The 25974-nt window shown below is 62.4% G+C and carries 31 protein-coding genes and 2 pseudogenes; 6 read left to right on the forward strand and 27 right to left on the reverse strand.

The features are described 5' to 3' along the window. Positions 1 to 44 precede the first annotated feature (44 nt). The 12 genes and pseudogenes from tnpB to CFR72_RS12930 all read right to left on the reverse strand — a co-directional run bounded on the left by tnpB (position 45) and on the right by CFR72_RS12930 (position 11001). Positions 45 to 236 (reverse strand): IS66 family insertion sequence element accessory protein TnpB, encoded by a 192-nt coding sequence (gene tnpB / locus CFR72_RS18445; protein ID WP_110914329.1) that lies wholly within the window; start codon positions 234 to 236, stop codon positions 45 to 47. Beyond that, positions 233 to 709 carry an IS66-like element accessory protein TnpA gene (gene tnpA / locus CFR72_RS12880; protein ID WP_181418231.1) on the reverse strand — a complete coding sequence of 159 codons (477 nt, stop codon included), beginning with the start codon at positions 707 to 709 and terminating at the stop codon, positions 233 to 235. Before tnpA ends, tnpB begins: the two co-directional genes overlap by 4 nt. A 58-nt stretch (positions 710 to 767) precedes the next feature. Next, a pseudogene (locus CFR72_RS12885) lies at positions 768 to 1457 on the reverse strand (TrbG/VirB9 family P-type conjugative transfer protein); the annotation flags it as partial. Beyond that, positions 1454 to 2137 (reverse strand): conjugal transfer protein TrbF, encoded by a 684-nt coding sequence (gene trbF / locus CFR72_RS12890; RefSeq protein WP_099347857.1) that lies wholly within the window; start codon positions 2135 to 2137, stop codon positions 1454 to 1456. The gene trbF and the pseudogene CFR72_RS12885, both read right to left, overlap by 4 nt. Before the next feature lie 5 nt (positions 2138 to 2142). Next, positions 2143 to 3567 (reverse strand): P-type conjugative transfer protein TrbL, encoded by a 1425-nt coding sequence (gene trbL / locus CFR72_RS12895; protein ID WP_110914330.1) that lies wholly within the window; start codon positions 3565 to 3567, stop codon positions 2143 to 2145. A 5-nt stretch (positions 3568 to 3572) separates the two neighbouring features. Next, positions 3573 to 4376 carry a P-type conjugative transfer protein TrbJ gene (trbJ, locus tag CFR72_RS12900; protein ID WP_039998460.1) on the reverse strand — a complete coding sequence of 268 codons (804 nt, stop codon included), beginning with the start codon at positions 4374 to 4376 and terminating at the stop codon, positions 3573 to 3575. Beyond that, the gene (trbE, locus tag CFR72_RS12905) at positions 4373 to 6814 is read right to left on the reverse strand and encodes a conjugal transfer protein TrbE (RefSeq protein ID WP_110914331.1); all 2442 of its coding nucleotides are present in this window, start codon (positions 6812 to 6814) and stop codon (positions 4373 to 4375) included. Before trbE ends, trbJ begins: the two co-directional genes overlap by 4 nt. A gap of 13 nt (positions 6815 to 6827) precedes the next feature. Next, positions 6828 to 7106 carry a VirB3 family type IV secretion system protein gene (locus CFR72_RS12910; protein ID WP_007396829.1) on the reverse strand — a complete coding sequence of 93 codons (279 nt, stop codon included), beginning with the start codon at positions 7104 to 7106 and terminating at the stop codon, positions 6828 to 6830. Next, the gene (locus tag CFR72_RS12915; protein ID WP_039998461.1) at positions 7106 to 7438 is read right to left on the reverse strand and encodes a TrbC/VirB2 family protein; all 333 of its coding nucleotides are present in this window, start codon (positions 7436 to 7438) and stop codon (positions 7106 to 7108) included. The genes CFR72_RS12910 and CFR72_RS12915 overlap by 1 nt, the downstream gene beginning before the upstream one ends. Further along, positions 7435 to 8412, reverse strand: coding sequence for a P-type conjugative transfer ATPase TrbB (trbB, locus tag CFR72_RS12920; protein WP_110914332.1), 978 nt, complete (start codon positions 8410 to 8412; stop codon positions 7435 to 7437). Before trbB ends, CFR72_RS12915 begins: the two co-directional genes overlap by 4 nt. A 149-nt stretch (positions 8413 to 8561) precedes the next feature. Then, on the reverse strand, positions 8562 to 8993 hold the full coding sequence (locus CFR72_RS12925; RefSeq protein ID WP_110914333.1) for a ribbon-helix-helix protein, CopG family: 432 nt from the start codon (positions 8991 to 8993) through the stop codon (positions 8562 to 8564). A gap of 7 nt (positions 8994 to 9000) precedes the next feature. After that, positions 9001 to 11001 carry a conjugal transfer protein TraG gene (locus tag CFR72_RS12930; protein WP_110914334.1) on the reverse strand — a complete coding sequence of 667 codons (2001 nt, stop codon included), beginning with the start codon at positions 10999 to 11001 and terminating at the stop codon, positions 9001 to 9003. 172 nt (positions 11002 to 11173) lie between these two features. Here CFR72_RS12930 and CFR72_RS17610 point away from each other — a divergent pair, with 172 nt between their 5' ends. The 3 genes from CFR72_RS17610 (at position 11174) to CFR72_RS12940 (ending at position 13071) form a co-directional block, all read left to right on the forward strand. Beyond that, the gene (locus tag CFR72_RS17610; protein WP_007396835.1) at positions 11174 to 11326 is read left to right on the forward strand and encodes a hypothetical protein; all 153 of its coding nucleotides are present in this window, start codon (positions 11174 to 11176) and stop codon (positions 11324 to 11326) included. Positions 11327 to 11515: 189 nt separating this feature from the next. After that, positions 11516 to 12178 carry a hypothetical protein gene (locus CFR72_RS12935; protein WP_048851030.1) on the forward strand — a complete coding sequence of 221 codons (663 nt, stop codon included), beginning with the start codon at positions 11516 to 11518 and terminating at the stop codon, positions 12176 to 12178. Next, positions 12175 to 13071, forward strand: coding sequence for an abortive infection family protein (locus tag CFR72_RS12940; protein ID WP_110914335.1), 897 nt, complete (start codon positions 12175 to 12177; stop codon positions 13069 to 13071). The genes CFR72_RS12935 and CFR72_RS12940 overlap by 4 nt, the downstream gene beginning before the upstream one ends. Before the next feature lie 23 nt (positions 13072 to 13094). Here the strand turns inward: CFR72_RS12940 and CFR72_RS12945 are convergent, their stop codons facing one another. The 9 genes from CFR72_RS12945 to CFR72_RS12985 form a co-directional block, all read right to left on the reverse strand. Further along, the gene (locus CFR72_RS12945) at positions 13095 to 14834 is read right to left on the reverse strand and encodes a relaxase/mobilization nuclease domain-containing protein (protein ID WP_110914336.1); all 1740 of its coding nucleotides are present in this window, start codon (positions 14832 to 14834) and stop codon (positions 13095 to 13097) included. A gap of 213 nt (positions 14835 to 15047) precedes the next feature. Further along, on the reverse strand, positions 15048 to 15716 hold the full coding sequence (locus CFR72_RS12950) for a lytic transglycosylase domain-containing protein (protein ID WP_110914337.1): 669 nt from the start codon (positions 15714 to 15716) through the stop codon (positions 15048 to 15050). Between the two features lie 106 nt (positions 15717 to 15822). After that, complete coding sequence (locus CFR72_RS12955; RefSeq protein WP_010516012.1) at positions 15823 to 16161, reverse strand: DUF736 domain-containing protein; 339 nt, start codon at positions 16159 to 16161, stop codon at positions 15823 to 15825. A gap of 43 nt (positions 16162 to 16204) precedes the next feature. After that, complete coding sequence (locus tag CFR72_RS12960) at positions 16205 to 16792, reverse strand: S26 family signal peptidase (RefSeq protein WP_110914338.1); 588 nt, start codon at positions 16790 to 16792, stop codon at positions 16205 to 16207. Further along, positions 16789 to 17265, reverse strand: coding sequence for a DUF2840 domain-containing protein (locus CFR72_RS12965; protein ID WP_110914339.1), 477 nt, complete (start codon positions 17263 to 17265; stop codon positions 16789 to 16791). Before CFR72_RS12965 ends, CFR72_RS12960 begins: the two co-directional genes overlap by 4 nt. Next, positions 17262 to 18311: a replication initiator protein A gene (locus CFR72_RS12970; protein WP_042719492.1), complete on the reverse strand. Its 1050-nt coding sequence runs from the start codon at positions 18309 to 18311 to the stop codon at positions 17262 to 17264. Before CFR72_RS12970 ends, CFR72_RS12965 begins: the two co-directional genes overlap by 4 nt. Then, positions 18308 to 18604, reverse strand: a complete 297-nt coding sequence (locus CFR72_RS12975) for a helix-turn-helix transcriptional regulator (RefSeq protein ID WP_026018701.1) — start codon at positions 18602 to 18604, stop codon at positions 18308 to 18310. Before CFR72_RS12975 ends, CFR72_RS12970 begins: the two co-directional genes overlap by 4 nt. A gap of 97 nt (positions 18605 to 18701) precedes the next feature. Further along, the gene (locus tag CFR72_RS12980) at positions 18702 to 19187 is read right to left on the reverse strand and encodes a DUF2285 domain-containing protein (RefSeq protein ID WP_010516020.1); all 486 of its coding nucleotides are present in this window, start codon (positions 19185 to 19187) and stop codon (positions 18702 to 18704) included. Between the two features lie 97 nt (positions 19188 to 19284). Further along, positions 19285 to 19485, reverse strand: a complete 201-nt coding sequence (locus tag CFR72_RS12985) for a transcriptional regulator domain-containing protein (RefSeq protein ID WP_010516021.1) — start codon at positions 19483 to 19485, stop codon at positions 19285 to 19287. A 324-nt stretch (positions 19486 to 19809) separates the two neighbouring features. Here CFR72_RS12985 and CFR72_RS12990 point away from each other — a divergent pair, with 324 nt between their 5' ends. After that, positions 19810 to 20043, forward strand: a complete 234-nt coding sequence (locus CFR72_RS12990; RefSeq protein WP_010516022.1) for a helix-turn-helix domain-containing protein — start codon at positions 19810 to 19812, stop codon at positions 20041 to 20043. Between the two features lie 26 nt (positions 20044 to 20069). Here CFR72_RS12990 and CFR72_RS17615 read toward each other — a convergent pair whose 3' ends face one another. The 3 genes from CFR72_RS17615 to CFR72_RS13005 all read right to left on the reverse strand — a co-directional run bounded on the left by CFR72_RS17615 (position 20070) and on the right by CFR72_RS13005 (position 21123). After that, complete coding sequence (locus CFR72_RS17615) at positions 20070 to 20225, reverse strand: hypothetical protein (RefSeq protein WP_019086285.1); 156 nt, start codon at positions 20223 to 20225, stop codon at positions 20070 to 20072. A gap of 340 nt (positions 20226 to 20565) precedes the next feature. Beyond that, a complete protein-coding gene (locus CFR72_RS13000) occupies positions 20566 to 20889 on the reverse strand; it encodes a DUF736 domain-containing protein (RefSeq protein ID WP_006560122.1) in 324 nt (107 codons plus the stop codon). A gap of 18 nt (positions 20890 to 20907) precedes the next feature. Next, positions 20908 to 21123, reverse strand: coding sequence for a hypothetical protein (locus tag CFR72_RS13005; protein ID WP_019092034.1), 216 nt, complete (start codon positions 21121 to 21123; stop codon positions 20908 to 20910). Between the two features lie 638 nt (positions 21124 to 21761). Here CFR72_RS13005 and CFR72_RS13010 point away from each other — a divergent pair. Further along, a complete protein-coding gene (locus CFR72_RS13010) occupies positions 21762 to 22364 on the forward strand; it encodes a plasmid pRiA4b ORF-3 family protein (RefSeq protein ID WP_244182296.1) in 603 nt (200 codons plus the stop codon). Between the two features lie 201 nt (positions 22365 to 22565). Here CFR72_RS13010 and CFR72_RS13015 read toward each other — a convergent pair whose 3' ends face one another. After that, complete coding sequence (locus tag CFR72_RS13015) at positions 22566 to 23501, reverse strand: DUF2493 domain-containing protein (RefSeq protein WP_110914341.1); 936 nt, start codon at positions 23499 to 23501, stop codon at positions 22566 to 22568. A gap of 314 nt (positions 23502 to 23815) precedes the next feature. Continuing rightward, positions 23816 to 24898: a DUF7146 domain-containing protein gene (locus tag CFR72_RS13020; protein WP_110914342.1), complete on the reverse strand. Its 1083-nt coding sequence runs from the start codon at positions 24896 to 24898 to the stop codon at positions 23816 to 23818. Positions 24899 to 24987: 89 nt separating this feature from the next. Here CFR72_RS13020 and CFR72_RS13025 point away from each other — a divergent pair, with 89 nt between their 5' ends. After that, positions 24988 to 25263 (forward strand): HU family DNA-binding protein, encoded by a 276-nt coding sequence (locus CFR72_RS13025; protein WP_007400755.1) that lies wholly within the window; start codon positions 24988 to 24990, stop codon positions 25261 to 25263. 77 nt (positions 25264 to 25340) lie between these two features. On the opposite strand, the pseudogene CFR72_RS13030 reads toward CFR72_RS13025, so the two are convergent. Then, positions 25341 to 25877 (reverse strand): annotated as a pseudogene (locus tag CFR72_RS13030) (DUF932 domain-containing protein); the annotation flags it as partial. Positions 25878 to 25974: the final 97 nt, after the last annotated feature.

The raw sequence follows: 25974 nt of genomic DNA on the forward strand, positions 1-25974 counted from the left end.
GGATGATCAGATGCCTCGAGCATGGTTCTGCCCTCCAGAGAGTTTCAGCAAGCACACTCTGACACGGCGCGGCTCGCTATCCACTCCTCATGGAATCTGAAGGCATAGACGTCACCCGCGAAAGGGTCACGACACAGTGCTTCCTGGACTTTCAACGCCAGCCCGGGCATCCCCAGGCGCATATCGGTCACGCCAGCCGCCAGCCATATCCTCAGCGTGAAAGGAAGCGGGATCATGATCGTAGTGCGCCCACAATTTCACGCAGACGATCAGCGGACAGCCCTGTGTCGAACTCCAGCCGCACACCGTCCGGAAAGACCAGGCTGACGGCTCGGTCGGACAGCGTTCCCTGTTCTCTCCGACGCTCCAATGGCTGCGGCTCGGGGGCCGGGGCCACCATGACAGGTATGAACGATGTCCCGCCTTTGGCCCGAGCCTCTCGCCGCCAGCGAAACACCAGACTTGGATGGATCCCATACTGTGCAGCCACCTCCCTTATGGGGCGTCGGCTCTCGTAGGACGCGATGACCACTCGCGCGCGAAATTCAGGGGCGTGCCAGCGGCGGCGATCCGAAACGATCTCGATCCGCGAGGCGCCCGCCAGCCTGTCCCGCTCGCCTGTCTCTCTACCGCTCCTTTGGAGCCTCTCTGCGGTACTACCTGCGACACTCGCAGGTAGTACCGCGTCCCTATCTCTTAAATCGCTCATGCTTCATAGCTGAACCAGACCAGAAGTATTCAGCAAGGCGTCAGTCGCCGGGAGCTTACCCCACGTCCACAGGAGCAATGTCATCGGCCGCATCGTTTTGCCGGTGCAGGGCGATCAAATCATCCTCGGGATAGTCCCACGATACCGACGCCATATACGTCACCGGCGTGGAGCGCAGTTCGGCGAGATAGGTGCGCCGATCCGTATTGACGATCAGGTTGGTAGCCAGGTCCGGCCGGGTCGGCTTGACCAGGATATGGATGCGCTTCGTGGCCCCCGCCCCGCTCTCGGTATCGCCGATGATCCAGCGCACGGTATCGCCAGCGGCCACCGGCCCGGTGCCGACCAGCTTTTCACCCTGCTGGAGCATGATATCGGTGATCTCACCGGGCGAGGCATAGACCTGATAGAGCGCGCCGGCAGAATAGGGATAGACCTGCACCGCGTTCACATAACCGGCCCGCGTCGGCTGGATACGCGCCGCCAGATTGGCCTGCGTCACGCGCACGGTCGGGTCGGCGACTTCGGGCACCGGATGGACCGTGCGTCGTGGCGGCAGCGGCTTGAGCTGGCCCGGCAGGGGAAGGATTTTTGGAACCTCCACGACCTGCACCGGCTTCGGCGGATCGGGCTGGCGCAGGGCCTGAGCGGCATCATCGTAGCGGATGATCGGCGGGTGGTAATGCTGCGCGCAGCCTGCAAGAGGCAGGACAAACAGCGGGAGGAAACGAAGAGCACGACGGATCATTGGCCCAGCTCCTTCGACCAGTTGATGGCGGAGACGTAGATACCCAGAGGATTTTTCCGCAGATGATCGGCGTCACGCGGCGTGCGCAGGACGACCGAGACGATGGCGGTCCAGCGCTCGGTGCCAACAAAAGCGCCGTCGCGGTAATGGCGCTCGCTCCAGGCCACACGAAAGCTGCCGGGCGAGGCCCGGATCACCGAGGCGATATCCACCTCGACCTGCTCGTGCCCGATCCGCGAGAACGGATCGTTGAGGCGGGCATAATCGTTCAGCGCCTGCGCGCCCGACGTGGTGGTGAAATCATAGGACCGCAGCCAGTTCTGCCGGACTACCACAGGGTCCGACGACAGGGCGCGCACGTCGTGGACGAACTGCGCCAGATACCAGGCGATCTGCGGATCGGCGGGCATATAGCCCGCTGTCGCGGGGGCCACGACCTGCGCCTGCCCCAGCCGGTCCACCTGCACCACCCACGGCGTGATGGTGCCGCGCGCGGACTGCCAGACCAGCCCGGCCCCGAGCCCTGCCGAGAGAAAGAGCGATCCGAACGTCATCAGCCGCCAGTTTCTTGCCTGGACGCGGGCGGAACCGATCCGTTCGTCCCAAACCTGCGCTGCTTTCTGATAGGGCGTCACGGGTTCGGGCGTGGTCCCGTAGCGGGTGGTGGAGCGATGGAACATCGTCCTCATTCCTTTTCCGAGAGATCAATGGACGCCGAGCCACCGCCGCCGTCGGCCGAGCGGATGATGTGGGCGGCCTCGGCGGCATGGGTTGCGGCATTGCGACGCTTCATCTCCTGAGCCCAGCGGGGCGGTTCACCAGAACCGCCACCATCTCCACCAGATGGACCATCACCGGCAGGGCCACCTCCCGAGGGGCCGCCGCCACCAGCTGGACCACCCCCACCCGATGGAGACGGCCCGCTGCCACCGGTTTCGTCACCCTCTCCACCGCCCATCCCGCGCGCGGCCCAGCGTCCACCGGCGGCGTAGCTTTCTTTGAGGGATGAACCGGCACGTGATGCCGCCCCTTTGACGGCATTCGCGACGTTCCCGCCGACGGCCCGGCCCATGCCTCCGATCCCGGCGGCCATGCTGCCCGCGCCGCCAGACGCGCCTGCGGCTCCCGCCGAATAGGCGGACGTGGCGGCCCCGGCGATCGCGGCCCCTCCCCGTGCGGCGGCAGCCGTGGCGCCGAGGGCTGCGGCGCCACCGGATGCGACAGCCCCGACACCCGCAACAGCCGCAGCGCCCATGGCACCGACGGCCATGCCGGTCCCTACGGCCGCGCCAGCCCCAAGCTGGGGGGCACCGGAGATCAGCCCGTTGGCGATGCTGCCGCCATAGATGGACAGACCGACGATCGACACCGACGCCAGCACGACCGAGACCGCCTGGCCAATCGTGGGAACCGCGTCGCCATAGGAGGTGTTGAACTGCCGGAACAGGACGGACGCGATGGCGGAGATCACCGCCAGCACCATCACCTTCACGCCCGACGACACAACATTGCCCAGCACCTTCTCGGCCAGAAACGCCGTCCGGTTGAACAGGGCGAACGGGATCAGCACGAAACCAGCGAGGCTGGTCAACTTGAACTCGATCAGGGCCACGAAAAGCTGCACGGCCAGGATGAAGAACGCTGCCAGCACGATCAACCAGGACAGGCACAGCACAAAAATCTGGATGAAGTTTTTGAAAAATGCGACAGGGCCGAGAAGATTATGAACGGACTCCAGCAGCGGCTGGGCCGCATCGAACCCCGTCGCGGCCAGTCGGCCGGGATGGAGGAAATCCGAAAGTGGCAGACTTCCGCCACCGGCCCTGAGACCCATGGCGGCGAAACTGTCGAACACCACCTTCGCAAGATGGTCGAAATTGTTGATCAGGAACGCGAAGAACCCGATATACAGCGTCTTCTTCACCAGACGCTGGATGATGTCCTCATCAGCCGCCCAGGCCCAGAACAGTCCGGCAAGGGCGACGTCCAGCACGGATAATGACCCCGCCAGTGAGATGACATTTCCTTTCAGAAGGCCGAAGCCACTGTCGATCGTGGTCGTGAAGGTATTGAGGAAAGTGTCGATAACACCGACATCGTTCGTGGCCATGACCGTCAGTTCCCACTGCCGCCGAACATGGACACCGTGCCCGGCACGTAGGCGTCATGCTGCGAGAAATGCTGATACTGCGCGTCACTTTCTGCTTCTGTCGCGGCATCGCGCGACTGTTGCAGGGCCATGGCACGCCCGTTCGCGGCCAGTTCCGCCTGGATGTCGGACAGTTGCCGGGATTGCAGGGCCAGAAGCTGATTGCCCGCCTGCGCGGCCTGTAACGCCCCGGTGGAAGTCTGGCTGGCGGAAACCAGTTGCGTCATGGCCGAACTATCGCTCGGGATGTTCCCCACCACCCGCGCCTGCAATTTCAGCGCGTCCTCAAACCCGCCGACGGAATTCTGCCACCGCGTCTGTGCCTGGCTGAACAGGGCGCCGTCAGACATGCCGGCCGAGACGGACGTGTACGCCTGCTGATACTGCTGCTCGACCGACTGCACGCTGTAGGCGATGTTCTGCGCCTGCGCGAGCAGTGCCGTCGTCTGCGAAATCGTTGATTGCAGGGTCGACAATGTCGAAAGTGGCAGGCTCGCGAGATTGCGCCCCTGGTTGACCAGCATCTGCGCCTGATTGGCCAGCGACGTGATCTGATTGTCGATCTGCTGGAGGGTCCGGGCCGCGATCAGCACGTTCTCGACGTGGTTTGCACCGTCATACACCGCCCACTGGGCATGGGCCGGATGCAAGGGAGAGAATGTCCCGCCAACCGCCAGCATTGCAGAGGTAAAAAGGACACCTCGTCGGAAATGTTTTTCGCTCGCACGACCGAAAAATTCAGCCCAAAGCCGGAAAGATTTTTCAATCATGGCACGCCATCTGGTCCACGATCATCGCGCAACAGATCTGCCGCCCACATGACACCACGCGCCTCGAACCACGCGGGGAGAAAACCATTCCGTCCATGCTCCGCCAGCACCGCGTCGATCAGCTTGTGGTCGTCCTTGCCGGATGCCGCGCACAGGGCGAGTGCTACCGGCCCGAGCCCCAGTTCGAACAGACGGTTGCCACGCTGGGCCTGACAGTAATACTCCCGCTTCGAGGCCGCACGGGCGATGATGGCGATCTGCCGCTCGTTCAGCCCGAAATCCCGATAGATCGTGGCGATCTGCGGCTCGATCGCCCGCTCGTTCGGCAGGAAGATCCGCGTCGGGCAGCTTTCCACCACTGCTGGCGCGATCGGACTGTTGGCGATGTCGGACAGGGATTGGGTCGCGAAAATCACCGACGCATTCTTCTTGCGCAGGGTTTTCAGCCACTCCCGTAGCTGGCCGGCGAAATCCCCGTCATCCAGCACCAGCCAGCCCTCGTCGATGACCAGCAGCGTTGGGCGACCATCCAGACGGCCTTCGATGCGATGGAACAGGTATGACAACACGGAAGAGGCTGCGCCAGAACCGATCAGACCTTCGGTCTCGAACACCACCACGTCGGCTTCACCCAGCCGCTCGGCGTCTGCATCGAGCAGGCGGCCATAGGGACCACCAAGGCAGTAGGGCGCCAGGGCCTGCTTCAGGACGTTGGACTGGAGGAGTGCCACCAGACCGGAGATCGTGCGTTCATGGTCGGGCGATGACGCGAGGGAATTCAGGGCCGACCAGAGATGGGCTTTGACGTCAGGCGTCAGCGTCACCCCCTCGCCGACAAGGATCTGCCCCAGCCATTCGGTAGCCCATTTGCGTTCATCGGGATCATCAATCCCTGCCAGCGGCTGGAGCGAAACGGCGGGGTGGCCGTCATCATCCGTCAGGCCACCGCCGAGATCGTGCCAGTCCCCGCCCATCGCCAGCGTCGCGGCCCGCATCGAACCACCGAAATCGAAAGCGAACACCTGCGATCCTGTATAGCGGCGGAACTGGAGCGCCATCAGCGCCAGCAGCACCGACTTTCCGGCCCCTGTCGGGCCTGCAATCAGCGTGTGACCCACATCACCAACGTGGAGGCTGAAACGAAACGGTGTGGCACCGGCCGTTTTGCCGTAGAACAGAGGTGCCGCCTTGAAATGCCCATCCTGCTCCGGTCCCGCCCAGACGGCGGAAAGCGGGATCATATGCGCAAGATTCAACGTCGAGACAGGTGGCTGGCGCACATTGGCGTAGACATGACCGGGCAAAGAACCCAGCCACGCTTCCACCGCATTGAGGCTTTCCGCCATGCAGGTGAAATCGCGGCCCTGGATGATCTTTTCGACCAAACGGAGCTTTTCTGTAGCGATGGAAGCGGAACCATCCCAGACTGTTACCGTGGCGGTGATGTGGGCCTGCCCGACGTCATCAGCACCGAGGGACTGCAAGGCAAGGTCCGCATCCGCCGCCTTGTTGGCGGCGTCGTTATCCACGAGAACCGACGCCTCGTTGGTCATCACCTCCCGAACAATCGCCGTAATGCTCTTGCGCTTTGCGAACCACTGGCGACGGATTTTCGTCAGCACCTTCGTGGCGTCGGTCTTGTCGAGCAGGATGGCGCGCGTCGACCAGCGATAGGGCATGGCCAGCCGGTTCAGATCATCCAGAATTCCAGGGAAGGTCCGTGACTGGAAACCGGTGATCGTCAGGGTTTTCAGATACGCATCACCGAGTTTCGGTTCCAGCCCGCCCGAAAGGGGCTTGTCCACGAGCAAGGCGTCAAGGTGCATGGGAATTTCCGGCACCCGGACCCGCTGGTTCCGCGTCGAAATGGTCGAATGCAGGTAGGTCAGGGTCTCCCCGTCATCTAGCCACGCCGCTTCGGGCATGAACCCGTCCAGCAGGGCCAGCATCCGGTCGGAGCGATCAATGAAGGAATTCAATATGCCGTGCGGGTCCGGCCCTTCGCGCTCCCGACCCTCGTAGAGAAAACGCTCGGCGCGACCTGATGATTCCGCCGGTGGCAGCCAGAGCAGGGTCAGGAAATACCGGCTCTCGAAATGCACGCCTTCATCCTCGAAGGCTTCCCGGCGCTCAAGGTCCACCATGTGCGAGGCGGCATCCGGGAAATCGCTCTCGGGATAGAGCGTGGCCGGAACGCGCTGCGCCTCCACGAACACAGCCCAGCCTGAGCCAAGGCGACGGAGCGTATTGTTCAACCTTCCTGTCACACCCACCAGTTCCGCTGGTGTGGCACTGTCCAGATCGGGACCACGAATTTTTGCCGTGCGCTGGAATGAACCGTCCTTGTTCAGGACCACACCCTGTTCCATGAGCGCGGCCCATGGGAGAAAATCCGACAGGAGGGCAGCACGGTTGCGATATTCGCCAAGGGACATCATCGCCCTGCCCTCCCTATGACCGCAGCCAGGCGGGGTAACGGAGATGTCGCCGTCCCACCTCGACGAACTGCGGATCGCGTTTGGCACCCCAGACCGCGAGCCCGTGCCCGACGATCCAGAACACGGCTCCAACCAGCCAGAGCCGCAGCCCCAGCGAGATCGCAGCCCCCAGCGTACCGTTGGCGATCGCCAGCGTACGGGGTGCGCCACCCAGCAGGATCGGATCGGTCAGGGAGCGATGCACCGGGACATGAAAACCCGGCACCGCGTCATCGTCATATCCGGCGGCCATCAGATCAGTGCTCCACCCGAGAAGGAGAAGAACGACAGAAAGAACGAGCTGGCCGCAAAAGCGATGGACAGGCCGAAGACGATCTGGATCAGGCGACGGAAGCCGCCGGATGTTTCGCCAAAGGCCAGGGTCAGGCCGGTCACGGTGATGATGATCACCGACACGATGCGCGCCACCGGTCCCTGCACCGATTCCAGAATCTGGTTGAGCGGTTCCTCCCACGGCATGTCCGACCCGGACGCCAGGGCCGAGGAACACCACACCACGGACAACAGCAGCATGGCGGAAAGGACAGGCGCGTGTCGACGCACGCGGATTATGGCATGGGTCATTGAGGTTCTCCCGGATGCTGGAAGGGATGGATGCGATAGGCGCCTGTGGCGGGATCGAACCCATCCACCGTGGCGAGTTCGGACAACCGGCGCTGCACGCCCCGTCCGGACAGGACGGCGATCACGTCGATCGTCTCTGCAATCAGCGCGCGGGGCACGGTGACGACGATCTCCTGGATCAGTTGCTCCATGCGGTGCAGGGCACCTATGGCGGTGCCCGCATGCAGCGTGCCGATGCCGCCGGGATGGCCTGTGCCCCATGCCTTGAGCAGATCCAGTGCCTCGGGACCGCGCACCTCACCAATCGGGATACGATCAGGCCGCAGGCGCAGGGCCGAGCGCACCAGTTCGGACAGGGTCACGATGCCGTCGCGCGTACGGAGCGAGACAAGGTTGGGCGCAGCACATTGCAGTTCGCGCGTATCTTCGATCAGCACGACCCGGTCGTCGGTTTTCGCGACCTCGGCCAGCAGGGCGTTGACCAGCGTGGTCTTGCCGGCGGACGTGCCGCCAGCGACCAGGATGTTCTTTCTCTCGGCAACGGCCTGGCGCAGGAAATGTGCTTGCCCCTCAGTCATGATCCCGGCCTCGACATAGTCGTCGAGGGTGAACACCGCGACGGCGGGCTTGCGGATCGCGAAGCACGGAGCCGTCACCACAGGTGGCAGCAGTCCCTCAAACCGCTCACCGGTCGGGAGTTCGGCCGAGACACGCGGCGCACCGTCATGCACCTCGGCTCCGACATGGTGGGCGACCAGACGCACGATGCGCTCGGCATCGGCAGGTGTGATGGTTTCCCCCGTGTCGGACAGCCCCTCGGACAGGCGGTCGATCCAGAGCCGCCCGTCGGGATTGAGCATGACCTCGACCACGGCCGGATCAGCAAGGTGCCCCGCAATCGCTGGTCCCATCGCCGTGCGCAGCATGGAAATCCCACGTTGTCGGGCGCCACTCTCAATCGATGTAACCGCCATGGAAGCCCCCCGTCCATTTGGGTCATCCGGCCTTTCCGGACGACGACGGGGATCATTAGAGAGTGTTGTTTTCTCCCGTTTTCAACAGCATTTTCCTGCGATCGTACAGGATCGTAACGGATGCGGTTTTTACTTGCTGGCTGCGGACATCATGATTCCGATGTGGTAGGTACATCCTCCGGGATCTCATGCCGAAAGAACGGCCCCCGGCTGAGTCGTCGGCCAAGGGCAGCCACGAACGCTTCGTAGCGTTCCGCCCCATGCGCCCGCGCCGCCGCTGCAGCCGGTTCCGGCAAGGGCGGACTGACCGTCATCCAGTAGCGGATGAACAGCGCCAGCGTCTCAAGGCTGATCCCGAGATCGCGCTCCATACGGGCGACCTGCCGGTCGAGGCTGTCCAGCCTGCGACTCATCGCCGCTTCCCGCCGCTCATCAGCATCGGGCGATAGGAAGGATGCGATGGCCGCTTCCGCCACCAAGGAGAGGGACAGATCGCGCCGCGCCGCATGGGCTGTCAGGGCGTCCAGCAGCTTGGGTTCCAGATAGACCGACAGCCGCGCCTTTTTCGGGGATGTCCTCATTGCGCCCTCACAGCCCGAGATCGTTGCCACGGTCGAGACCAGCCTGCCGGGCAATCCGCGTCAGGTCGGCACGATCCCGCGCTTCCGGATCCGGTGGCAGTTCCTCGCCAAAGAGGTCAGGCGCTGTGGGCTTCCTGTGCTTGCCGATATCCGCTGGGTCATGCTCGCGCGACCATTTCCGTCCCGTGCCGAGGGATTCATCACTATCGGCATCGCCGGGTTTATCCGGTGCCGCCGACGCCCCCGCCTGCTCCGGTGGCGGGGTGACAGGAGACGGACGACCACTCCAGTCATCGGGCCGGACAGGCCGGGGCAATTGCGTGGGATCGGGCGGTGGCAGGACGCGCTCGACGAAGCGGCGATCCCGGAAATACCGCGCCTTCCGTGCTCGGATCGGCGGACAGCCTGCCACCATGACGACCTCATCCCGCGCCGGAAGCTGCATGACTTCGCCCACCGTCATCAGGGGCCGCGCGCTCTCCTGACGCGAGACCATGAGATGCCCGAGCCAGGGCGCCAGCCGGTGCCCGGCATAGTTCTTCTGCGACCGAATCTCGGTCGCCACGCCCAGTCCATCGGACACCCGCTTCGCGGTGCGTTCATCGTTCGTGGCGAAACTGACCCTGACGTGACAATTGTCCAGGATGCTGTTGTTCTGGCCGTATTCCTTGTCGATCTGGTTGAGGGATTGCGCGATCAGGAACGCCTTGATCCCATAGCCCGCCATAAAGGCCAGCGCGCTCTCGAAGAAGTCCAGGCGGCCAAGAGCCGGAAACTCGTCGAGCATCAGCAGCAGGCGACGCCGCCCTTCCCGGCCGGATAGATCCTCCGTCAGCCGCCTCCCGATCTGGTTGAGGATCAGGCGGATCAGCGGCTTGGTGCGGCTGATATCCGACGGCGGGATGACGAAATACAGCGAGACAGGCTGTTCACCCTCCAGCAGATCGCCGATCCGCCATTCGCAACGACTGGTCACGGAGGCCACTACGGGATCACGGTAGAGACCGAGGAACGACATGGCGGTGGATAGCACGCCGGAGCGCTCGTTATCCGACTTGTTCAGCAGTTCCCGCGCCGCCGACGCTACGACAGGGTGTGGCCCCGCTTTCCCGAGATGCGGTGTCCGCATCATGGCGGACAGGGTCGCCTCGATCGACCGCTTCGGGTCGGAGAGGAATTTCGCTACGCCGGCGAGGGTCTTATCGTCCTCGGCGTAGAGCACATGCAGGATCGCGCCGACCAGCAGGGCATGGGAGGTTTTCTCCCAGTGATTGCGCCGCTCCAGCGAGCCTTCGGGATCGACCAGGATGTCGGCGATGTTCTGCACGTCGCGAACTTCCGACGCCCCGCGCCGGACCTCCAGCAGCGGATTATAGGCCGAGGATGCTGGATTGGTAGGATCGAACAGCAGCACCCGCCCGAAGCGATTCCGGAAACCGGCGGTTATCTGCCAGTTCTCCCCCTTGATGTCATGGATGATGGCCGACCCCGGCCAGGTCAGGAGTGTGGGGATCACCATACCCACCCACTTGCCGGTGCGCGTCGGCGCGAAGGTCAGGACATGCTCGGGACCGTCATGCCGGAGATAGTCGCGGCGGTATTTGCCCAGCACCACGCCATCCTCGCCCAGCAGTCCGGCCGCGCGGATTTCCGCATCCTCGGCCCAGCGGGCGGAGCCATAGGTCGCGGCGCGCTTCGCTTCTCGGGCGCAATGGACGGACAGCGCCACTGCGGCGGCAAAAGCCAGCACACCGCCGGAGCCCGCGATCCAGGCGCCGCGCGCGAAGATCGCCGGCGCATAGGCGTCGAACTCGTACCACCACCAGAAGAACAGCGGCGGGGCATAGACCGGCCAGCGATGCAGGACCGTGAACCATGGCGGACCGAGTTCCGGCTGGAACGCAAGCTCCCAGGCCGTCCATTGTGTCGCCGTCCACCAGGACAGCACGATCATGGACAGGACCACGAGCGCCTGTCCCCACTGGATACGTGTTCCCGGCTGGTCCATCGTGTCCTCCCCTCGTTATGGGAGACAGCGAAGAACCGGGGTTTTCCGGGAAGCAAGCGCGAACTGGAGGCCGTCGTACAGGAGCGGGCAGGAGCGAAGAAATACTTGCACGTTGCGGACTACAGCCAAACCCGCACATCATGCGCAGAATAACCCCGGAAGGAGTCGAGCCATGACCGGATCATCGCCCCTCTTCCCCCCGTCTGACGATACCGTCGATCAGCAATGCACGGAGGAACAGCGGAAGCTCGACCATGTGATTGATGCGGTGAACGCATTGCACACAGGGCACGGCTTCCTGAGCGATGAATTTCCAACGCTTTGAACTGCCCGCCATAGTCACTCTGGCCAAGGCGCTTGACGGGCAATATAAAGAAAAAGGCCCGCCTTTCGGCGGGCCTTAATATATCCTTGGACGATGAGGGGGGGCATAAGCCCGCGTTCTCAAAGCCGCTGCGTTCTTATATCGTGGCTCTGATGCCACCGTCAATATCGTGCCTACAGGAACTCCTCATTGCCTTTCTCCCCGGCCGAGATACAGGATCTGCCCGTCGTCATTTCCGCACCACGCTTTGCAACATACCTGCAAGCCATGGGCAACGACCGGGAAAAGGCTCTCGCGCTTTATGAGTGGAATCTCGACGTTTCATCGGCGCTGATCATCCCGCTTCAGGTCTGCGAGGTTGCTGTCCGCAATGGCATCGCTGAAGCGATTGAGCACGTCCATGGTGCCAACTGGCCATGGAACAATGGTTTCATCCGAAGCCTGCCTCGCCCGAAGGGGCGGGCACGATATAACCCGGCGATCGATCTTCAAGCTCGCGCCGCGATACTGCCTACCACCGGCAAAATTATAGCCGAATTAAAGTTTGCATTCTGGGAGAACATTTTCACTGCTGGTCAGGACAGTCGCATCTGGAACACACATTTGCGTAACTGTTTCCCCGGAGCCCCATCAGGACAAACGATACCGCAATTGCGGGCAGCGGCCTATGCGGACCTCCAGATCATTCGACGTCTGAGGAACCGGATCGCGCATCACGAACCAATCTTCACTCGCAATATCGCCGATGATTATCAACGGATCCATGACATGATCGCATGGCGCAGTCAGGTGGCCGCCGCCTGGATGGACCGAAAGCAGACCGTTCTCACCCTGCTCGCGATGAAGCCATGACCAACAAGTTCTCTCCGTTTGTCATCAAAGCCTTGGTCGACACAATCACGGGTGGTGCTGGAAACGATAATACACCCCCAATCGGGGTCTATCGCTCAGGCCCCCAAATCGAGCAGTTCTTTCTCAACTGTGGCCTCGACATGCGTATTGGCGCGAGTTCGCGCGTCCCGGCCACAACTGACTTCCTCCGCAGGGTCGCCAACCACCCTGATGGTAACGCTGAGGTCTATCTCACCCGGATTATCGAACAGGTCTGTGACCCCCGCACCTATCTGGAGCATCCTGACAGAGCGACCGCTGTACGCGAGCATCTCAACAAGGCTCTTGGAGCTGACCAATTGGCCGTCGTTATCGTCGGCGGGAAGGCTGTTCTGACAGAGCGTCAGGGAGCCGGCGGAATTGTCGAACCATTTATCAAGAAAGTGGCCACGCTGGATTTCGACACGGTCCAGATGGAAATCGCACGGGCTCTCCCCAATCTGGAAAGCGATCCGGAAGATGCGGTGACAGCGGCCTGTTCCCTGATTGAGGCGGTGTGCCGTTCGATCCTCGTGGAACTTGCCCTGCCACTGCCGCCCAAAAAGGATATTGATGGGCTGATCCGCGCTGTGCAGATACCCCTTGGCCTATCTCCTGGGCGTACCGATCTCCCGTCGGAAATAGAAGCGGACATCCGTCAGACGCTCAGTGGTCTCACCTCCGTTGCCAAAGGCATTGGCGCATTACGAACGCACGGGGGAGATGCGCATGGTCGCGAAAAAGGTTTCCGGCGCATTGACGCGCGGATTGCTCGGCTTGCCATCAATGCGGCGAGTTCGTTGGCACTGTTCCTGATCGAAACCTGGGAACGCCAGGAACATCGTGCCCTGCCCCAACATGCTGAGCAAATCTGAAGATCAGTCATCCGATTTGCCCATCACAATCCGAGTCCTCGCTTGCGCGCGAACGACCAGTCAATCCCCCCATCGCCACGCATGATGCCCGCCACCTCCAGCCCGCGCTGTTTTTCCAGCGACGGCGACCATGGCACCAGTTCGAAGCCCAGCCCGTCGTCGATCATGGCGAACCGGCCCGACGCCAGATTGAAACGCTGGCGGTAGGTGCCCGTGACGGGATCGCCTTCCCCGCTCCGCCGGAACGGCATCCCCGATTTCCTGGCGAGGCTCCGGCCCAGCGTCTCCAGTTCCCGCTGGCGCAGCGTAGCGATCAGGTTCCGGGCATAATGGACGCTTCCGCCGTCGCGACTGGCCAGCCCCTGCTCCATCAGATGATCCGTGCGCTTTTCCATCGCCTCTCTGACATCGGCGCCGAACCCGGTGGACGCCAGGGCAAGAGGCTCCCGCGCGGTCGCCTGCCGATCGAGCCAGGTGGCACCATCCGCCATCACCTGCCGTTCCAGCGTGACGTCCGAGCGCACGGCCAGAGCGACACAGTCACGTCCCCGTTTGTCGGTGAAATGTCGCAGTTCCACGATGGAACCGACTGTCCCATCACCTGCGGCTTCGATGTTCGGCAGGCGGACATGATGCGTGCGTCCGTCAATTCCGTCGATGACCGCATAAGCTGTGCCGCGCAGCTCATCGTCGAGGCCACGATCGACCAGCCGGCCGATGACAGGATCGGTGGTATCCTCGGCGGCCATTACCCAGGATGACGCGGCACGATCGATCTTCTGCTCCGCCAGCCCCCGGTGGATCCGTTTGATGATGTCGTTGCGCTCGCTGATCTCCCGCAGGGTTGCCTCCGCACTTTCGTCCATCCGCCAGCGATCCGGTCCGACCCGATGCGCCAGCCCCATCGTTTCCAGGCGGCGCAGGCGACCCAGTTTCACCGTCGCGAAGGCGTCCAGTGTTTCGCCCGGCGCGCGCCCGAGAGCGATGACGCCATCCTGCCCCGCGTCCTTCTGAAGCTGACGGTCCAATTGAGTCCAGCGGTCGGCGTTCACCTGCCGCTCGACCGCCTGGTGGATATCATGATCCGTGCGCGGTCCGAGTTCCAGCGTCACCAGATCCTGGGCCCGGGCACGCATGCCTTCACGGATATAATCACGCGCGATCACCAGGTCGGAACCATCCTCTGCCACACCCCGGACGATGACATGCAGATGGGGGTGCGCCGTGTTCCAGTGATCGACAGCGGCCCAGTCCAGTTTCGTGTCAAGATCGGTTTCCATCTGCCCCATCAGATCCCGTGCAAAAGCCCGCAGGTCCGACATCTCCGGCGCATCCTCTGGCGAGACGATGAAGCGGAAATGATGACGATCGCCGTCGCAGCGTTCGGCGAAGTCCGAGGCGCTGATATCGTCGCTGTCCTTGCCGAACAGGCGCGCGTCCTCCCCGTCCCGCGTCACGCCCTCCCGACGGAGATACCGCAGGTGTGCTGCCAGCGGCGTCGCGCGCGGTGCGTGCCGTACGACACGGGCCTTGATCACGACGCCCCGCGAACGGCTGGTCAGCAGGCGATTGGCGGCATGAGCGGCGGCCCGGCCCCGCCCGAAACTGGAGCGACGCCCGGCACTGATTTTCCCCGCGCGGGACACCCGGCCACCGGCCCGCTGCACGGACGCCAGCACCTGCGTCACGAAAGGCCGCGCCTGCCGGGCGCGGGTGGAGCGGATGCGCCCCGGCCGAACCCGGAATTCTTCGTCTCCGTTCATGAAAAATGTCCTGCACCGCGCGAAAGATCGCGCCGGATCAAAGAGATGATACCTTGCCGCGAGGTGCGGAAAATCCATGCACCTCGCGACAAGACTTCAAAAACCCCGGAAAACAGCCACCCCGACCGAGCCGCGATGTGCGGCCTTTTATCCAGCCCTCGCCCTCGCCCTCGCCCTCGCCCTCGCTTTTTTCCGATCTTTCGCGGTCCTCACTCACGATTTCCGTCCCTCTTGAACCGACAAAGGTGAGACATTGGGAAGGCCGCTGAAATGTCCAACGAACAGCGTCCGTACTGCATTCCCACTGCCATTCCGCTGCATGATTTCAGCGCGCGGCATGATGATGTCTGGATGATCGGATGGCGCGATAAAGAGCGAGGCAGCCTGCCACTCACGCCTGGGCCATACCGTCCGCGATGTCCCCTGCCCTGCGAGCGGACTATCGCCACGCAACCGTGCCCTGACCGCTTCCACGTAAGCCAGTGTTTCCTGCGGTAGCGGTCGGCCCGTCGCCAGATGTTCGTCGTAGCGGCCCGGCCCCGCATTGTAAGCTGCCAGAAAACCAGCATCGCCGTAACGCTCATGCAGCATGCGGAGATAGGCAGCACCAGCAAGAATGTTGTCATGCGCATCAAACGGATCGGCACCAAGAGCGAGCATCCTGCGTAAATCCGTCCAGGTCGCAGGCATCAGTTGCATGAGCCCCATGGCACCTTTCGCGGATACGGCCTTCATGTCACCAGCGCTTTCGGATTGCAGGACAGCAGCAATCCATTCTGGTGGAACCTGCATCCGCGCGGCTGCCTCCGTGATCAGCAAATCATACGTTTTAGCCTGCGCTGACATGGGTACACATACCATCCATCCCATGGCGAACAGCATGCCGGCCGTCTTCGCTGTCACTCTCCGGCATCTGCTTACGGCACCACGAAGACAGACCGGAAAGAGAAAAGACATCCAGCCGTGTGGCACTGTTCCGTGAACACGATCAGCGCCGGTCATCGCGTTTCACCTGACGGTTCCAGACCAGTTGCCAGTCACGCCCTCCACGACCGACCTGAAACAGGCTGGCACGAATGGGTTGCGTGAAAATTGGATCATCCAGCAGCACGGAGACATATTCGCCCGCTCGTTCGCCGGTACGTGTCCATCCTGCGCCGACCTCAGGACCGGCATCCCCGTCGCCGAGATGAATACGATAATCCGGCGCGTTTTCTGCCGTTCCTGCCCCAACCGACAGGAAGGTGAGTTCTGCATCCAGCGCCAGTGTCCGCAGCCTGCCTGCAAATCCGTCAGGCGTGCGTATGAAAGATCCGATCTGGGTCATGACAAAGATTCCCCTGTTTCGAAGTCAATTGAAGAATGAGCCGTCATTCGATTGGCGATTCATGGCGGGGCGCAAAACTGCGCGATGGCATGAACAATGGTTCGGGCGGCGGAGGCTCGGGATCGCCCGTCGTAATCCACAAAGGGATGGCGCGCCCAAGCACACTGTCGGCAGGAAGTGGACCAAAATATCGCCCGTCGAGACTGGCCTGGACTGCAGGGTTCATGACGAAAACCTGTCCCGCCACAAGATGCTGACAGCCCTGCCAAACCGGTAGAACCCGTCCCCGATGATCAGCGGCTCTGGCCTCGCCGACCAGATTCCCGTCGACCGTCACGCTGTTGCCCGAACGACAGACCGTCTGTCCCGGCAGGGCTGCCACGGGCTTGAGCAGCGGCACGCCGAACGGCAGATAGCCGCGCTCGGACAGCAATAGTGCCTGCTGCTCCGGCAGGCGGATGGCGACAATATCGCCAACATGCAGGGCACTCCCGGGACGCAGGCGATACAACCCGGTCGGCACACTCGCCGTTTCGTTCCAGATCAGACGGGGTGATACATGAATCGCAGCGGAAATACCGATGGCCACCGTCGCGAAATAGGTTGTGAAAAACCACGCACGACGGGTCATGACAGTGCCCTCCGCCGCAGCCATGCTTCATGTCGTTCGCGCGTATACGGTCTGTGCACCTGCCCTGCTGTCATCCGCTGGTGCAGATGTCGCCAGTGATCGGGACAGACCATGCATGGATCGATCTTCTGTGCTTCGACGCCGTCAATGGCTTCCAGCACCTGCCGGACCTTCGGCCAGCCATTTTGTCGCAACAGGCTTTCCGCCCCGGGACGCACAAACGGCACGGTCTGGCGTGCTTCATGAGCCTCAACAGCACGCACGATATCAATACATGACATGACGGTGCCAAAATCATTGGCGGTCCAGCGGATGAACGCGAAGACATTGCCCGGCGCAAAGATCAGCAGCCGCCGCCGGCGATCAAGGATGCGGTCCTCGACCGGATGCCCAAAGCGGATCCAGTGCTCGATCCGCTTCTCGATCCATGTCAGTTCAACAGTGGTCGTGACGGCACTATGGGCGGCGCTCATGACGTCCTCCCGACGGTTTTTCCACCGTTTCTGTGCACCTCTACATCAGTACAGTTAGATTCTTTATAGTTAGATTCTAAGTTAAGGGTACCATAATCTGTTGATCCGGCGATCTTAATCGGCCCTTTTTGGGACTGATGGCATGCGGTCATTCCGATCGATGGCATGTGGTGACTCACATCCAATGGCACGTGGTGTTTCACACATCGCCCACCGCTCCCTGTGGATAATCCACGGGGCCGGAAAACCAGCAGATCGCCGTTTTTTGCACCCGTTTCGATGGCAAGCTGATAGCCTGGCAGGCTCTGCCGCATGACCAGATCATGCAACTCAGCGGTGAAGCGGGAAAACCCGGACAACGTGGCGGATTTGGCATGCAGGTGGGTAAAGGCGAAACGCCAGCCCCGGCGCTGCTGACCGGCGTGCTTGCGCACCAGCCGGTAAAGCCAGCGTTCCACGCCACCGGTAAGACGGAAATAGGCCGGATCAATCCGCAGAACGAGGCTGTCCTCCAGCAATCCAGCGTAAAACCATTCCGGAAGCGTGATCTCGACCCGGCCGGCCTGGCCGTTGGCTGCGGCATGCCGTTCCTTCCACTGGTTCAGCCAGGAAAAGGCCTGCAGGTATCCACCCTGTCGCCGCAGCGTTGTGCGCACGGTCGTTGCCTGCAGCCGTGCCAGCCCTGCCCGCAGCCGGTCATAGTCACGTGCGCCCGTCCCACGTCCGATGAATGTCAGGATTTCGCGCGGGGTGGCGGTCATGAAGGGCGAGGTCCGCAACCCCGTATCACGGGCCTCAATGATCTGGCTCGCGGCCCAGATCAGGATATCAGCGTCCCATATGGTTGCCATACCCCGCTCATGGGACGCTTCCACCCGGATCGAGACTTCACCCATGGTAAGGTCAATCGGCACGAAACGTGGCGATTTGGCGAGGCTGAAAAACGGCCATGCCATGAGATCCTGAACATCACGCGGCGGAAAGTCTCCGGGCAATGCCTGGAACACGCCTGTTGCCCGACGGGAGATTGAGAACAGGGCGGTCATGCGCGCTGTCCTCTCGTGGCTGAAACGTAACGGGCCTGGACACGAGCCATGGCGGTACGCCGGTTATGCGGCAGATCCACTGCACCATCTTCGGCGGTCGACAGACGCACATTGAGATCGGCCCAGGCGCAGAGGTCTTCCACGGCGTAGACAATGCGACCACCAATCTTGCGATAGAGCGGGCCGGTTCCAAAGGTGCGGTGCTTTTCAAGAGTTCGTCCGGACAGCCCTAGGAAATTCGCGGCATCCGGCGTGCGGAGATAGTGGGGTGGCAGTGTCGGCAGGACACGCATATCGGCCTCCATGTCGCCTCAAAGGACCGCCGCGCAGACCCGGCGGTTTCTGACGACACGGTGCAGGAAGAGGCCCGACTGGGGGGGATGACAAAGTTCAGGGGGAGAAACTGTCACCACCTCGCGTGCGACCCTGCAGCAGGGAAAGATACCCGCCATTCAGCCAGATCTCTCCGTCGCGCAGAAGACGATAAAGCGCTTTGTAATAAGCCGTTGCCCGCCATTCGTCGGCCGACATTCGGTTCAGATCGACACGGAAAAGCGCGCTGGCAATACGCCGATAGGGAATCCCCGCCTGCCTGCCATCATGGGCACAGAGCATACGCACCTGCCGCTGGCGCTGCTGGGCGCTCAGCCGGAGATGGTTCGACGGGGAGCCCAGGGGTTCACGAGCCAGAAAGCGGCGCATACGGACCACGCTCTCCATCCGGATGTCGAAGAACGCATCGTCAGTCAGGATGAAGGATCGCGCCTCTCCCAAGTGCTCCGCAACCAGCAGGCAACGGAGCCGTTGTCCCTGCACATCCAGCACAGCATGACGCCCGTCCGATGCGTCGTAAGTTACCACGATATGGGGTGCCATCAGGGCATGCGTCCGTGCGTCGGCCCGCAGAAGAACAATCTCCGGGGCGATTTCAGGCCGCCAGAAAGCAGGTGACGTGGATGCAGGCTGCTCCGGGTCAACAAGGAAAATCCAGCCCCCATCGTCGCGCCATGGCGATCAGAAGGTCCGGATCACCCCGCGCCTGGGGAACCGTCCGGTCATAATCGTCATGATAGCGAGGATTACGCCGCAGCCATTCCTGGGCGAACCCGGCGGGATCGAGGGGTTCCAAGGTACGTCTGAGCGACGTCGCATCCCAGGTATAGATGGCCGGCACGCGGGCCTCCAGGCGGATTTTCGGGAGTCAATCCACTATCCGCAGGGAGGAAAAGGTCGGGTAGTCCCAAAGAATCGAGCACGTGATACCTGATAAGACACGCTGCTATAAGATATTCACATAGATCCAACCGACGAATACAAGCAGAAACTCCGTTCGGTCCACGGTCTGTCAGGTAAGATATACTGGTCTGGACAGACTCGCCCGATGCTTTCAAAGCATCACCTGATCTTCTGGCAGCATCACACGTTTAGAAAGCGATACGATAAGGACGTGTATTATAATACGTAGCACGATAATACACAAATCGTTCCTATCCTGCAGATGGACATTCGCAGGATCTTCGGCACCAATGTGCGACATTACCGGCTGGCGGCAGGACTGAGCCAGGAAGCGCTTGCCGTGCGCATGGGCGTTGATCGCGCCTATATCAGCTGGATTGAAACAGCGCGGCAGAACGCCACCCTGCTCACTGTGTGGCAGGCATCGCAGGCCCTTGGCGTCAGACCCGCCGACCTGCTGGACGAAAGTCGTCTTCCGGCTGACGATCAGAAATAAGCCTTCTTATCCTGCCGTGTCCGCCCTCAATGGGGCGGTGTCGGCCTGTCTGATTCGACACGGGTCTGCTGCGCTAGCGCCACTTTCAATTCTCGCTCGATCTGCCGGCGCTCGCGACGGCTGAGGTGAAAGCTGGTCAGTTCGGCCCGCAGCATCTGGATGTGGTCGTGTAACGTGGTCATCGTCCTGCTCCTTTCGTTTCTCGAAGACAGGACGGACGGCTCATGCCGGGGCGGGCCGGGTCAGGGATCGCCGTCAGGCGACCGGCTTGCCGGCGCGTGGGGGAGCCGATTTTGTCTGGCGCGCCCGGCACGGGTGCGTCGGGCAAAATTGGGGGCACCGCGTGTCCTTGACGCGGTTTGCCCTCGCGCATGGTACAATTGGAAGGCTGAGGGAAAGCCTCGTATTCCTCCTGCGTCTCATGTCGGGCGACCAGCGCTACCGCCCGCGCCCTGGAAGAGCGCGCCAGAAAGCCCGGAAGGCCCCGCCCGGAGAGACCGGGCGGAGTTGGTCGTGGGAGGTTCAGTCCCCGTTCCGGCTGCGCGGCCGGGTCCAGATGAGGGAGTAGCCCTCGCCTTCCTCGTCGGTGAACAGGTTGGCGAAGATTGGGGCTGCGAAAGAGGGATCGTCCAGCTTCAGGCTCAGATAGGTGCGGCCTTCGCTGGAGCGGCGGGTCCATGCGGCACCCAGTTCCACGCGCCCGAGATAGACGCGGTAGTTGGGGGCGTTGTCGTTGGCGCGGTTGGTTTCGGCCACCAGGCGGACGTTGCGGGCCTGCAGGGCCAGGGTGACGATTTCGCCTTCGAAGCCTTCGCCCACCTTCTTGAAGGAACCGATGTTAGCCATTGTCGTATCTCCATGCTGTTATCGGGCCGCGACCACCGTGGCCTCGATGGCGATCGACCAGCCGGAGGCGAGCGGCAGAGCACCCATCAGGGCCGCAGCGCAGCGGAGGACGGCAGGGCCGGAACTTTCTTGTCCCGCGAGGAATGACGGCGCAGCCGTCAGGGGAAGAAAGTTCTGGCACGCCGTTGCGGCCAGCCGATCGAGGCGCAGCCGGTCTTCGGCTAGATCAGCCATCCGACAGAGGCCATGGTGTGCGGACCCGACAGCCCCTCAAGAGATACGATGCCGGCATGACCGGTCTGTAAGTGGGGGATGGTGTAATCTGGCGCGAGACTGTCACGCTGGCATTGTGGGAAACTGGCCCCGTCCGGTGGTCGTTTTTGCCGTCCCCGATGTTACGCCCCCTTTCGTCGCTCATGGGTAGGGTTGCGTCGTGCGGTGCGACAGGCCCCCGCTCCCGGCACAGGCGCATCCCGTCAAAGCGGGCCGGATGATCCCTCGTTCGCTGCCTGCCGTCCCGGCCCTTTCGCCGATGGGGATGCCACGGGCTTTTCATCCCCATGGACCGCTCACACAGGCGCACGTGGCTGCCACCGAAACCCATCCCGCCGGTTCTCCGGGCGGGGCCGTCCGGGGGTGGACGAACGTGTCTCCAGCCATCAGACTCGCAGCGGCTGGGGAGCCCGACGTCATTGCGGATCAGGCGTCAGATTGGCTATTTTCACAGACCATCGTGGAAATCACGCCCACCACGCTATGTGAAAACCGTGCCGAGAAATCGGCACCGGTCTTGCTCCCCGCCACACGCAACATTCTTGACTTTGTCAGGCATTGCCGATTTCCTTGGAACCATGTTTGGACCTCCCAACGCTATGCAGATCAGAGTCTCGATCGACGAGATCGAACCAGCCGTCTGGCGGCGTCTCGTCGTGCCAAGTGAATGGAACCTGGAGCAGCTTCACCTCGCTATCCAGACGGCCTTTAACTGGTGGAATTATCATCTCCATGAGTTCGAGATCGGGGGACTGCGTTACGGAAATGCCATTGAGGCTGCGGAAGGATCGGCCATCGGCGATCCCAAGGTCTTTGACGAGCTCCAGGTCCGGTTGCGCGATTTCCGCAACGCGGGCACGGCGTTCACCTACGTCTATGATTTTGGCGACGACTGGCACCATACCGTAGAAATCGAAGATCTGCTTTTCCTCGAAAGCGCTCCCCACCGCGCGACCTGTGTTGACGGCGCGCGTGCCCGCCCGCCCGAGGACGTTGGCGGCATTTCAGGCTATGAGCGATTTCTGGAGGTACTCGGCTCCCCCAAGGATCCCGAGCATCGGGAAACCAAGGCCTGGTGTGGTGGCCATTTCGATCCCGAGTGGTTCGATCTTGCAACCGTCGACAAGGATGTCCGAAACGCGTTGAAGCCGAATGTGAAAAGAAGGCTGCATCAGCCGAAACCGAAAAAAAGCAAGTTATAGATATCACTAAGTTAATCAGGCGTGTTTTAAGGTAAAGGTCAATGTTGTCGATCGGGATCGACGGCAGAATATGCTACAATCCGTCATTGGATAGCCGGATTGGACGCGTCATGCCTTATTTATTTTAAGCACTGAAAAGCAGTCAACGCGCTAACTCGATGCTACCATGCCGATTTCTCGGCACGGTTTCCGCACTACCTGTCAGATGCCACTCTCTTTCTGGAATTTCCACACAGGAATGCCCATCTGCTTCGCCTTGTCGGCCAGATTGTCCTGAATACCGGAACCTGGGAACACCATGACCCCGATGGGCAGGACTTTCAGCAGGGCGTCGTTGCGCCGGAACGGGGCGGCTTTGCCGTGCCGGTTCCAGTCTGGCTTGAAGGCGATCTGTGGAATTTCGCGATGATAGGCCCAGCGGGAGGCAATGAATTCCGCCCCCTTGGGTGAGCCACCGTGCAGCAGCACCATATCGGGATGCTTCTCACGCACCTTGTCCAGACGCTTCCAGATCAGATGGTGGTCCTCGTAATCAGGGCCGCCCGTGACCGCGATCTTAGGGCCGGCCGGCACCAGCAGTTCCGTTTCAGCTTTCCTGCGCGCGTTGAGGAAATCGCGGCTGTCGATCATGGAGGCTGTCAGGGTGCTGCGGCTGACCAGCGAGCCGGAGCGTGGCCGCCAGGGCGACAGGGTCAGGCGTTCGAACTGGTCGCAGGCGAGGTCGCGGAATATCTCGTAAGCGTTGCGTCGCTCCAGCAGGGTCAGCCCTTCGGCAATGAGGCGTTCCAGTTCCACCGAGCGGATCTCGCTGCCATCCTGTTCCTGCTGGCTGCGTTTCTGCGCCTGCTCGTTGCGGTCGAGATCACGCTCCACCTGCCCCACCATGCGGTGAAAGACGTTGACCGTGGACCAGAGCAGCGGTTCAAGATCGGGCTCCAGCCGGGTTTCGGTCAGCGTGGCGGACAGGGCGTCGAAGATATCGGAGACTGCGCCCTCGATCTGGCTGGCGTCGGGCAAGGGCCTCGGGTCCGGCTCGTCCTCGAAGGGACGGTGGCCGTAAAGCTGGAGTTCCGCCAGCACATGGGCGGTGGAAGAGGTGGCGTGCGCGGGTTCGAAATCGTCCTGTGTGCGGGTCATGGGTCTGTCCTCCGGTTCTGGCCGCGCCCCTCGCGGCCTTTCCGGGGGCGGATAGCGGCAGACGAAGGCCGGGCCGGAACCGCGCAACGCGCGGCCGGAACGCAGTGGAGGATGGCAGGGAGACGGCTATTTTGCTTCGCGATGCAAAGCGCGGCACGCGCGGCGGAAAATAGCCGTCTCCGCCATTGCAGGCCCGGTCTGGCTGACGCCCGCTCCCCTTCCAGAAAGGCCGCGGGCGCGCCTCATCCGGAAACGGGACAACCCCGCGCCACACCGGAAAGAAGACGGACCTCACACTCCCTTCCCGGCCCGCCTCAGTGCGTGACCGGATGCAGGAACCGCGCCACGTCCTGCGGGGCAAGCTGGGGATGCAGGATCGCCCGCATCGCCCCACGCCCGAGGTAGCGGAGATCATCGTTGAAATCCGCCAGACGCGGTGACAGCACGAGGCATTCGATCCCGGCCTCCTGCGTCCGGTCCTGGAGGGTCATCACCGCATGGTCTCCGGCGGGATCGTCATCGCGCAGCACGTAGAGGCGGCGCAGCGTAGGCGGAAACGCTGTGGCGGCGAGATGCGCCGAGGACAGGCAGGCGGCCAGTGGCAGATCCGGCATGATTTCATGGAGCGAGAGCACCGTCTCGATCCCCTCGCCCGCCGCCAGAACGTCGGACGACACCGCGCCAAAACGCACGGCATGGCCGAGCAGGTCGCCCATCGCCCGACGGGGCATGACGATGGGTGCCTTGCCCTTTCTGTCCCGCGCCAGCCAGGTGCGGTGCATGCCGGTCAGAGTGCCGTTGAGATCGGTGACGGCGGCGATCAGCGCGGGCCATGTCTCGGTTGGACTGTCAGCATCGGCGCGATAATAACAGTCAGGATGGAAACGCAGGGACGACAGGCTTGTCAGGCGGGTAAGATCACGCTGGCGCAGCCAGGTTTCCGCCAGTGTGCCCGCAATCGGGCGTGACATGGCCCAGAGCCGACGTGCGGCGTCTGCGGTGCCAGATGCCTGCCCCGAAGTATCGTGGCTGAACGCATGGGAACGGCCGCGATCAGGGGCCGATCGTGGCTCAGACTGCGGCAGGCAGAGAAAGCGCCTGGCCTCGTCGGCGACATCACGAAAATCCAGCAGCCCGAGGCTTTCACGGATGATGTCGAGCAGATCACCGTGCTGCCCCGTCGCGCCATCCGTCCATTTACCCGCGCGGCCACGCCCGTCCGGTCCACCATGCAGGCGGACATAGAGCGACCGCCCCGGGGTGTTATGAACATCCCCGACCAGCCAGTAATTGCCGTGCCGTCGCCCGGCCGAGAGGTAATGCCGACAGACCGCCTCGGCATTTTCAGCCAGCCTGCGGGCCAGATCGCCAGCATCCCACGACGGCGCATCTGTCATCTCACCCTCCCTGCAGGCTTGATGCCGCCATGATTCCCCCGTAACGGCAGAGGCAACGGGCGCAGGCCCGAATGCAAAAGGATAGTTTCATGAAGATTGCCGATCTGGTCGATCATATCGCCACCACCACCGACACGAGCAAGACCGATACCCGCAAGGTGCTGGACGCCCTGATCGAGGCGATGACCGCCGCCGCCAAGGCCGGTGACGAAATCACCCTGCCGAACTTCGGCAAGTTCAAGGTCAGGGAAGTCGCCGCCCGCGAAGGCCGCAACCCGGCCACCGGTGCGACCATCCAGATCGCGGCCTCACGCAAGCTGGCCTTCACGCCTGCCAAGGCGCTCAAGGACAGCCTGAACGACTGACCTGTCGACAGGTAGAAGGCGGCGGACCTCGTCCGCCGCCCCTTCCCCACCACGCCACTTTCTGATGACAGGCCCGCTCATCCGACCTTCTCCATCAGCTTGCGTGCCCTGCCCTCCAGATCCAGCCGCGTGTCCTGATTGGTCTTCGTCCGCGCCAGCGCCGTGATCCCCTGCACGAAATCGAACATGCTCTCGGGCTTGCGTCCCTCCTCGTGCAGCACGGTTTCGATGATCTTGCTGGTTTCCGGTTTCGAGAACCCGCGACGACGCAGGAAACTTTCCCGATCCTCATCGCTCCTGGCCACCAGCGCGCGGCGTGACGCCTGAATACCGGAGACGAACGATGCCGGGCTGACCGTGGCGAAATTCCGCAGTGCTGGCGCCGCCTGATGCACGAAGCGCGAAGCGGCGAACTTGCTATGCCGGATCGTGATCTGTTCGAAATTTTCGACGCCCCACAAAAGGCGGTTTTGACACACCCCGCGCAGATAGAATGACGCAATGCCAAGGCTCTTGCTGCCGACCTCGCTGTTCCAGGCATAGAAGCCCCGGAAATAGAGATCGGGGTCGCCATTGGGCAGGCGGCCCGCCTCAATCGGATGCGTATCATCGACGTCGGGTAGGGAGGAAGCTGGTCAGTGACATCACTTCTCTCCCTCCCACGGAACCGGACTTGATACTTTCGCATCATCCGGCTCCTACACTTGTCTC

The organism is Gluconacetobacter entanii (genome assembly GCF_003206495.1).
Classification (GTDB): Bacteria; Pseudomonadota; Alphaproteobacteria; order Acetobacterales; family Acetobacteraceae; genus Novacetimonas; species Novacetimonas entanii.

Excerpts from the sequence above, each read along its gene's own strand:
- CFR72_RS12940 (WP_110914335.1), top strand. The coding sequence starts at position 12,175 with ATGACCAACAAGTTCTCTCCGTTTGTCATCAAAGCCTTGGTCGACACA.
- CFR72_RS13010 (WP_244182296.1), top strand. The coding sequence starts at position 21,762 with ATGCAGATCAGAGTCTCGATCGACGAGATCGAACCAGCCGTCTGGCGG.
- trbB (WP_110914332.1), bottom strand. The coding sequence starts at position 8,412 with ATGGCGGTTACATCGATTGAGAGTGGCGCCCGACAACGTGGGATTTCC.
- CFR72_RS13000 (WP_006560122.1), bottom strand. The coding sequence starts at position 20,889 with ATGGCTAACATCGGTTCCTTCAAGAAGGTGGGCGAAGGCTTCGAAGGC.
- tnpA (WP_181418231.1), bottom strand. The coding sequence starts at position 709 with ATGAGCGATTTAAGAGATAGGGACGCGGTACTACCTGCGAGTGTCGCA.
- CFR72_RS12965 (WP_110914339.1), bottom strand. The coding sequence starts at position 17,265 with ATGAGCGCCGCCCATAGTGCCGTCACGACCACTGTTGAACTGACATGG.
- CFR72_RS12955 (WP_010516012.1), bottom strand. The coding sequence starts at position 16,161 with ATGACCCAGATCGGATCTTTCATACGCACGCCTGACGGATTTGCAGGC.
- trbF (WP_099347857.1), bottom strand. The coding sequence starts at position 2,137 with ATGTTCCATCGCTCCACCACCCGCTACGGGACCACGCCCGAACCCGTG.
- CFR72_RS12960 (WP_110914338.1), bottom strand. The coding sequence starts at position 16,792 with ATGACCCGTCGTGCGTGGTTTTTCACAACCTATTTCGCGACGGTGGCC.
- CFR72_RS12950 (WP_110914337.1), bottom strand. The coding sequence starts at position 15,716 with ATGCTGTTCGCCATGGGATGGATGGTATGTGTACCCATGTCAGCGCAG.
- CFR72_RS12970 (WP_042719492.1), bottom strand. The coding sequence starts at position 18,311 with ATGACCGCCCTGTTCTCAATCTCCCGTCGGGCAACAGGCGTGTTCCAG.
- tnpB (WP_110914329.1), bottom strand. The coding sequence starts at position 236 with ATGATCCCGCTTCCTTTCACGCTGAGGATATGGCTGGCGGCTGGCGTG.
- CFR72_RS13015 (WP_110914341.1), bottom strand. The coding sequence starts at position 23,501 with ATGACCCGCACACAGGACGATTTCGAACCCGCGCACGCCACCTCTTCC.
- CFR72_RS12975 (WP_026018701.1), bottom strand. The coding sequence starts at position 18,604 with ATGCGTGTCCTGCCGACACTGCCACCCCACTATCTCCGCACGCCGGAT.
- CFR72_RS13025 (WP_007400755.1), top strand. The coding sequence starts at position 24,988 with ATGAAGATTGCCGATCTGGTCGATCATATCGCCACCACCACCGACACG.
- CFR72_RS12925 (WP_110914333.1), bottom strand. The coding sequence starts at position 8,993 with ATGAGGACATCCCCGAAAAAGGCGCGGCTGTCGGTCTATCTGGAACCC.
- CFR72_RS12915 (WP_039998461.1), bottom strand. The coding sequence starts at position 7,438 with ATGACCCATGCCATAATCCGCGTGCGTCGACACGCGCCTGTCCTTTCC.
- CFR72_RS13005 (WP_019092034.1), bottom strand. The coding sequence starts at position 21,123 with ATGGCTGATCTAGCCGAAGACCGGCTGCGCCTCGATCGGCTGGCCGCA.
- CFR72_RS12945 (WP_110914336.1), bottom strand. The coding sequence starts at position 14,834 with ATGAACGGAGACGAAGAATTCCGGGTTCGGCCGGGGCGCATCCGCTCC.
- CFR72_RS13020 (WP_110914342.1), bottom strand. The coding sequence starts at position 24,898 with ATGACAGATGCGCCGTCGTGGGATGCTGGCGATCTGGCCCGCAGGCTG.
- CFR72_RS12910 (WP_007396829.1), bottom strand. The coding sequence starts at position 7,106 with ATGGCCGCCGGATATGACGATGACGCGGTGCCGGGTTTTCATGTCCCG.
- trbE (WP_110914331.1), bottom strand. The coding sequence starts at position 6,814 with ATGATGTCCCTTGGCGAATATCGCAACCGTGCTGCCCTCCTGTCGGAT.
- CFR72_RS12990 (WP_010516022.1), top strand. The coding sequence starts at position 19,810 with ATGGACATTCGCAGGATCTTCGGCACCAATGTGCGACATTACCGGCTG.
- CFR72_RS12980 (WP_010516020.1), bottom strand. The coding sequence starts at position 19,187 with ATGGCACCCCATATCGTGGTAACTTACGACGCATCGGACGGGCGTCAT.
- trbJ (WP_039998460.1), bottom strand. The coding sequence starts at position 4,376 with ATGATTGAAAAATCTTTCCGGCTTTGGGCTGAATTTTTCGGTCGTGCG.
- CFR72_RS17615 (WP_019086285.1), bottom strand. The coding sequence starts at position 20,225 with ATGACCACGTTACACGACCACATCCAGATGCTGCGGGCCGAACTGACC.
- trbL (WP_110914330.1), bottom strand. The coding sequence starts at position 3,567 with ATGGCCACGAACGATGTCGGTGTTATCGACACTTTCCTCAATACCTTC.
- CFR72_RS17610 (WP_007396835.1), top strand. The coding sequence starts at position 11,174 with ATGACCGGATCATCGCCCCTCTTCCCCCCGTCTGACGATACCGTCGAT.
- CFR72_RS12930 (WP_110914334.1), bottom strand. The coding sequence starts at position 11,001 with ATGGACCAGCCGGGAACACGTATCCAGTGGGGACAGGCGCTCGTGGTC.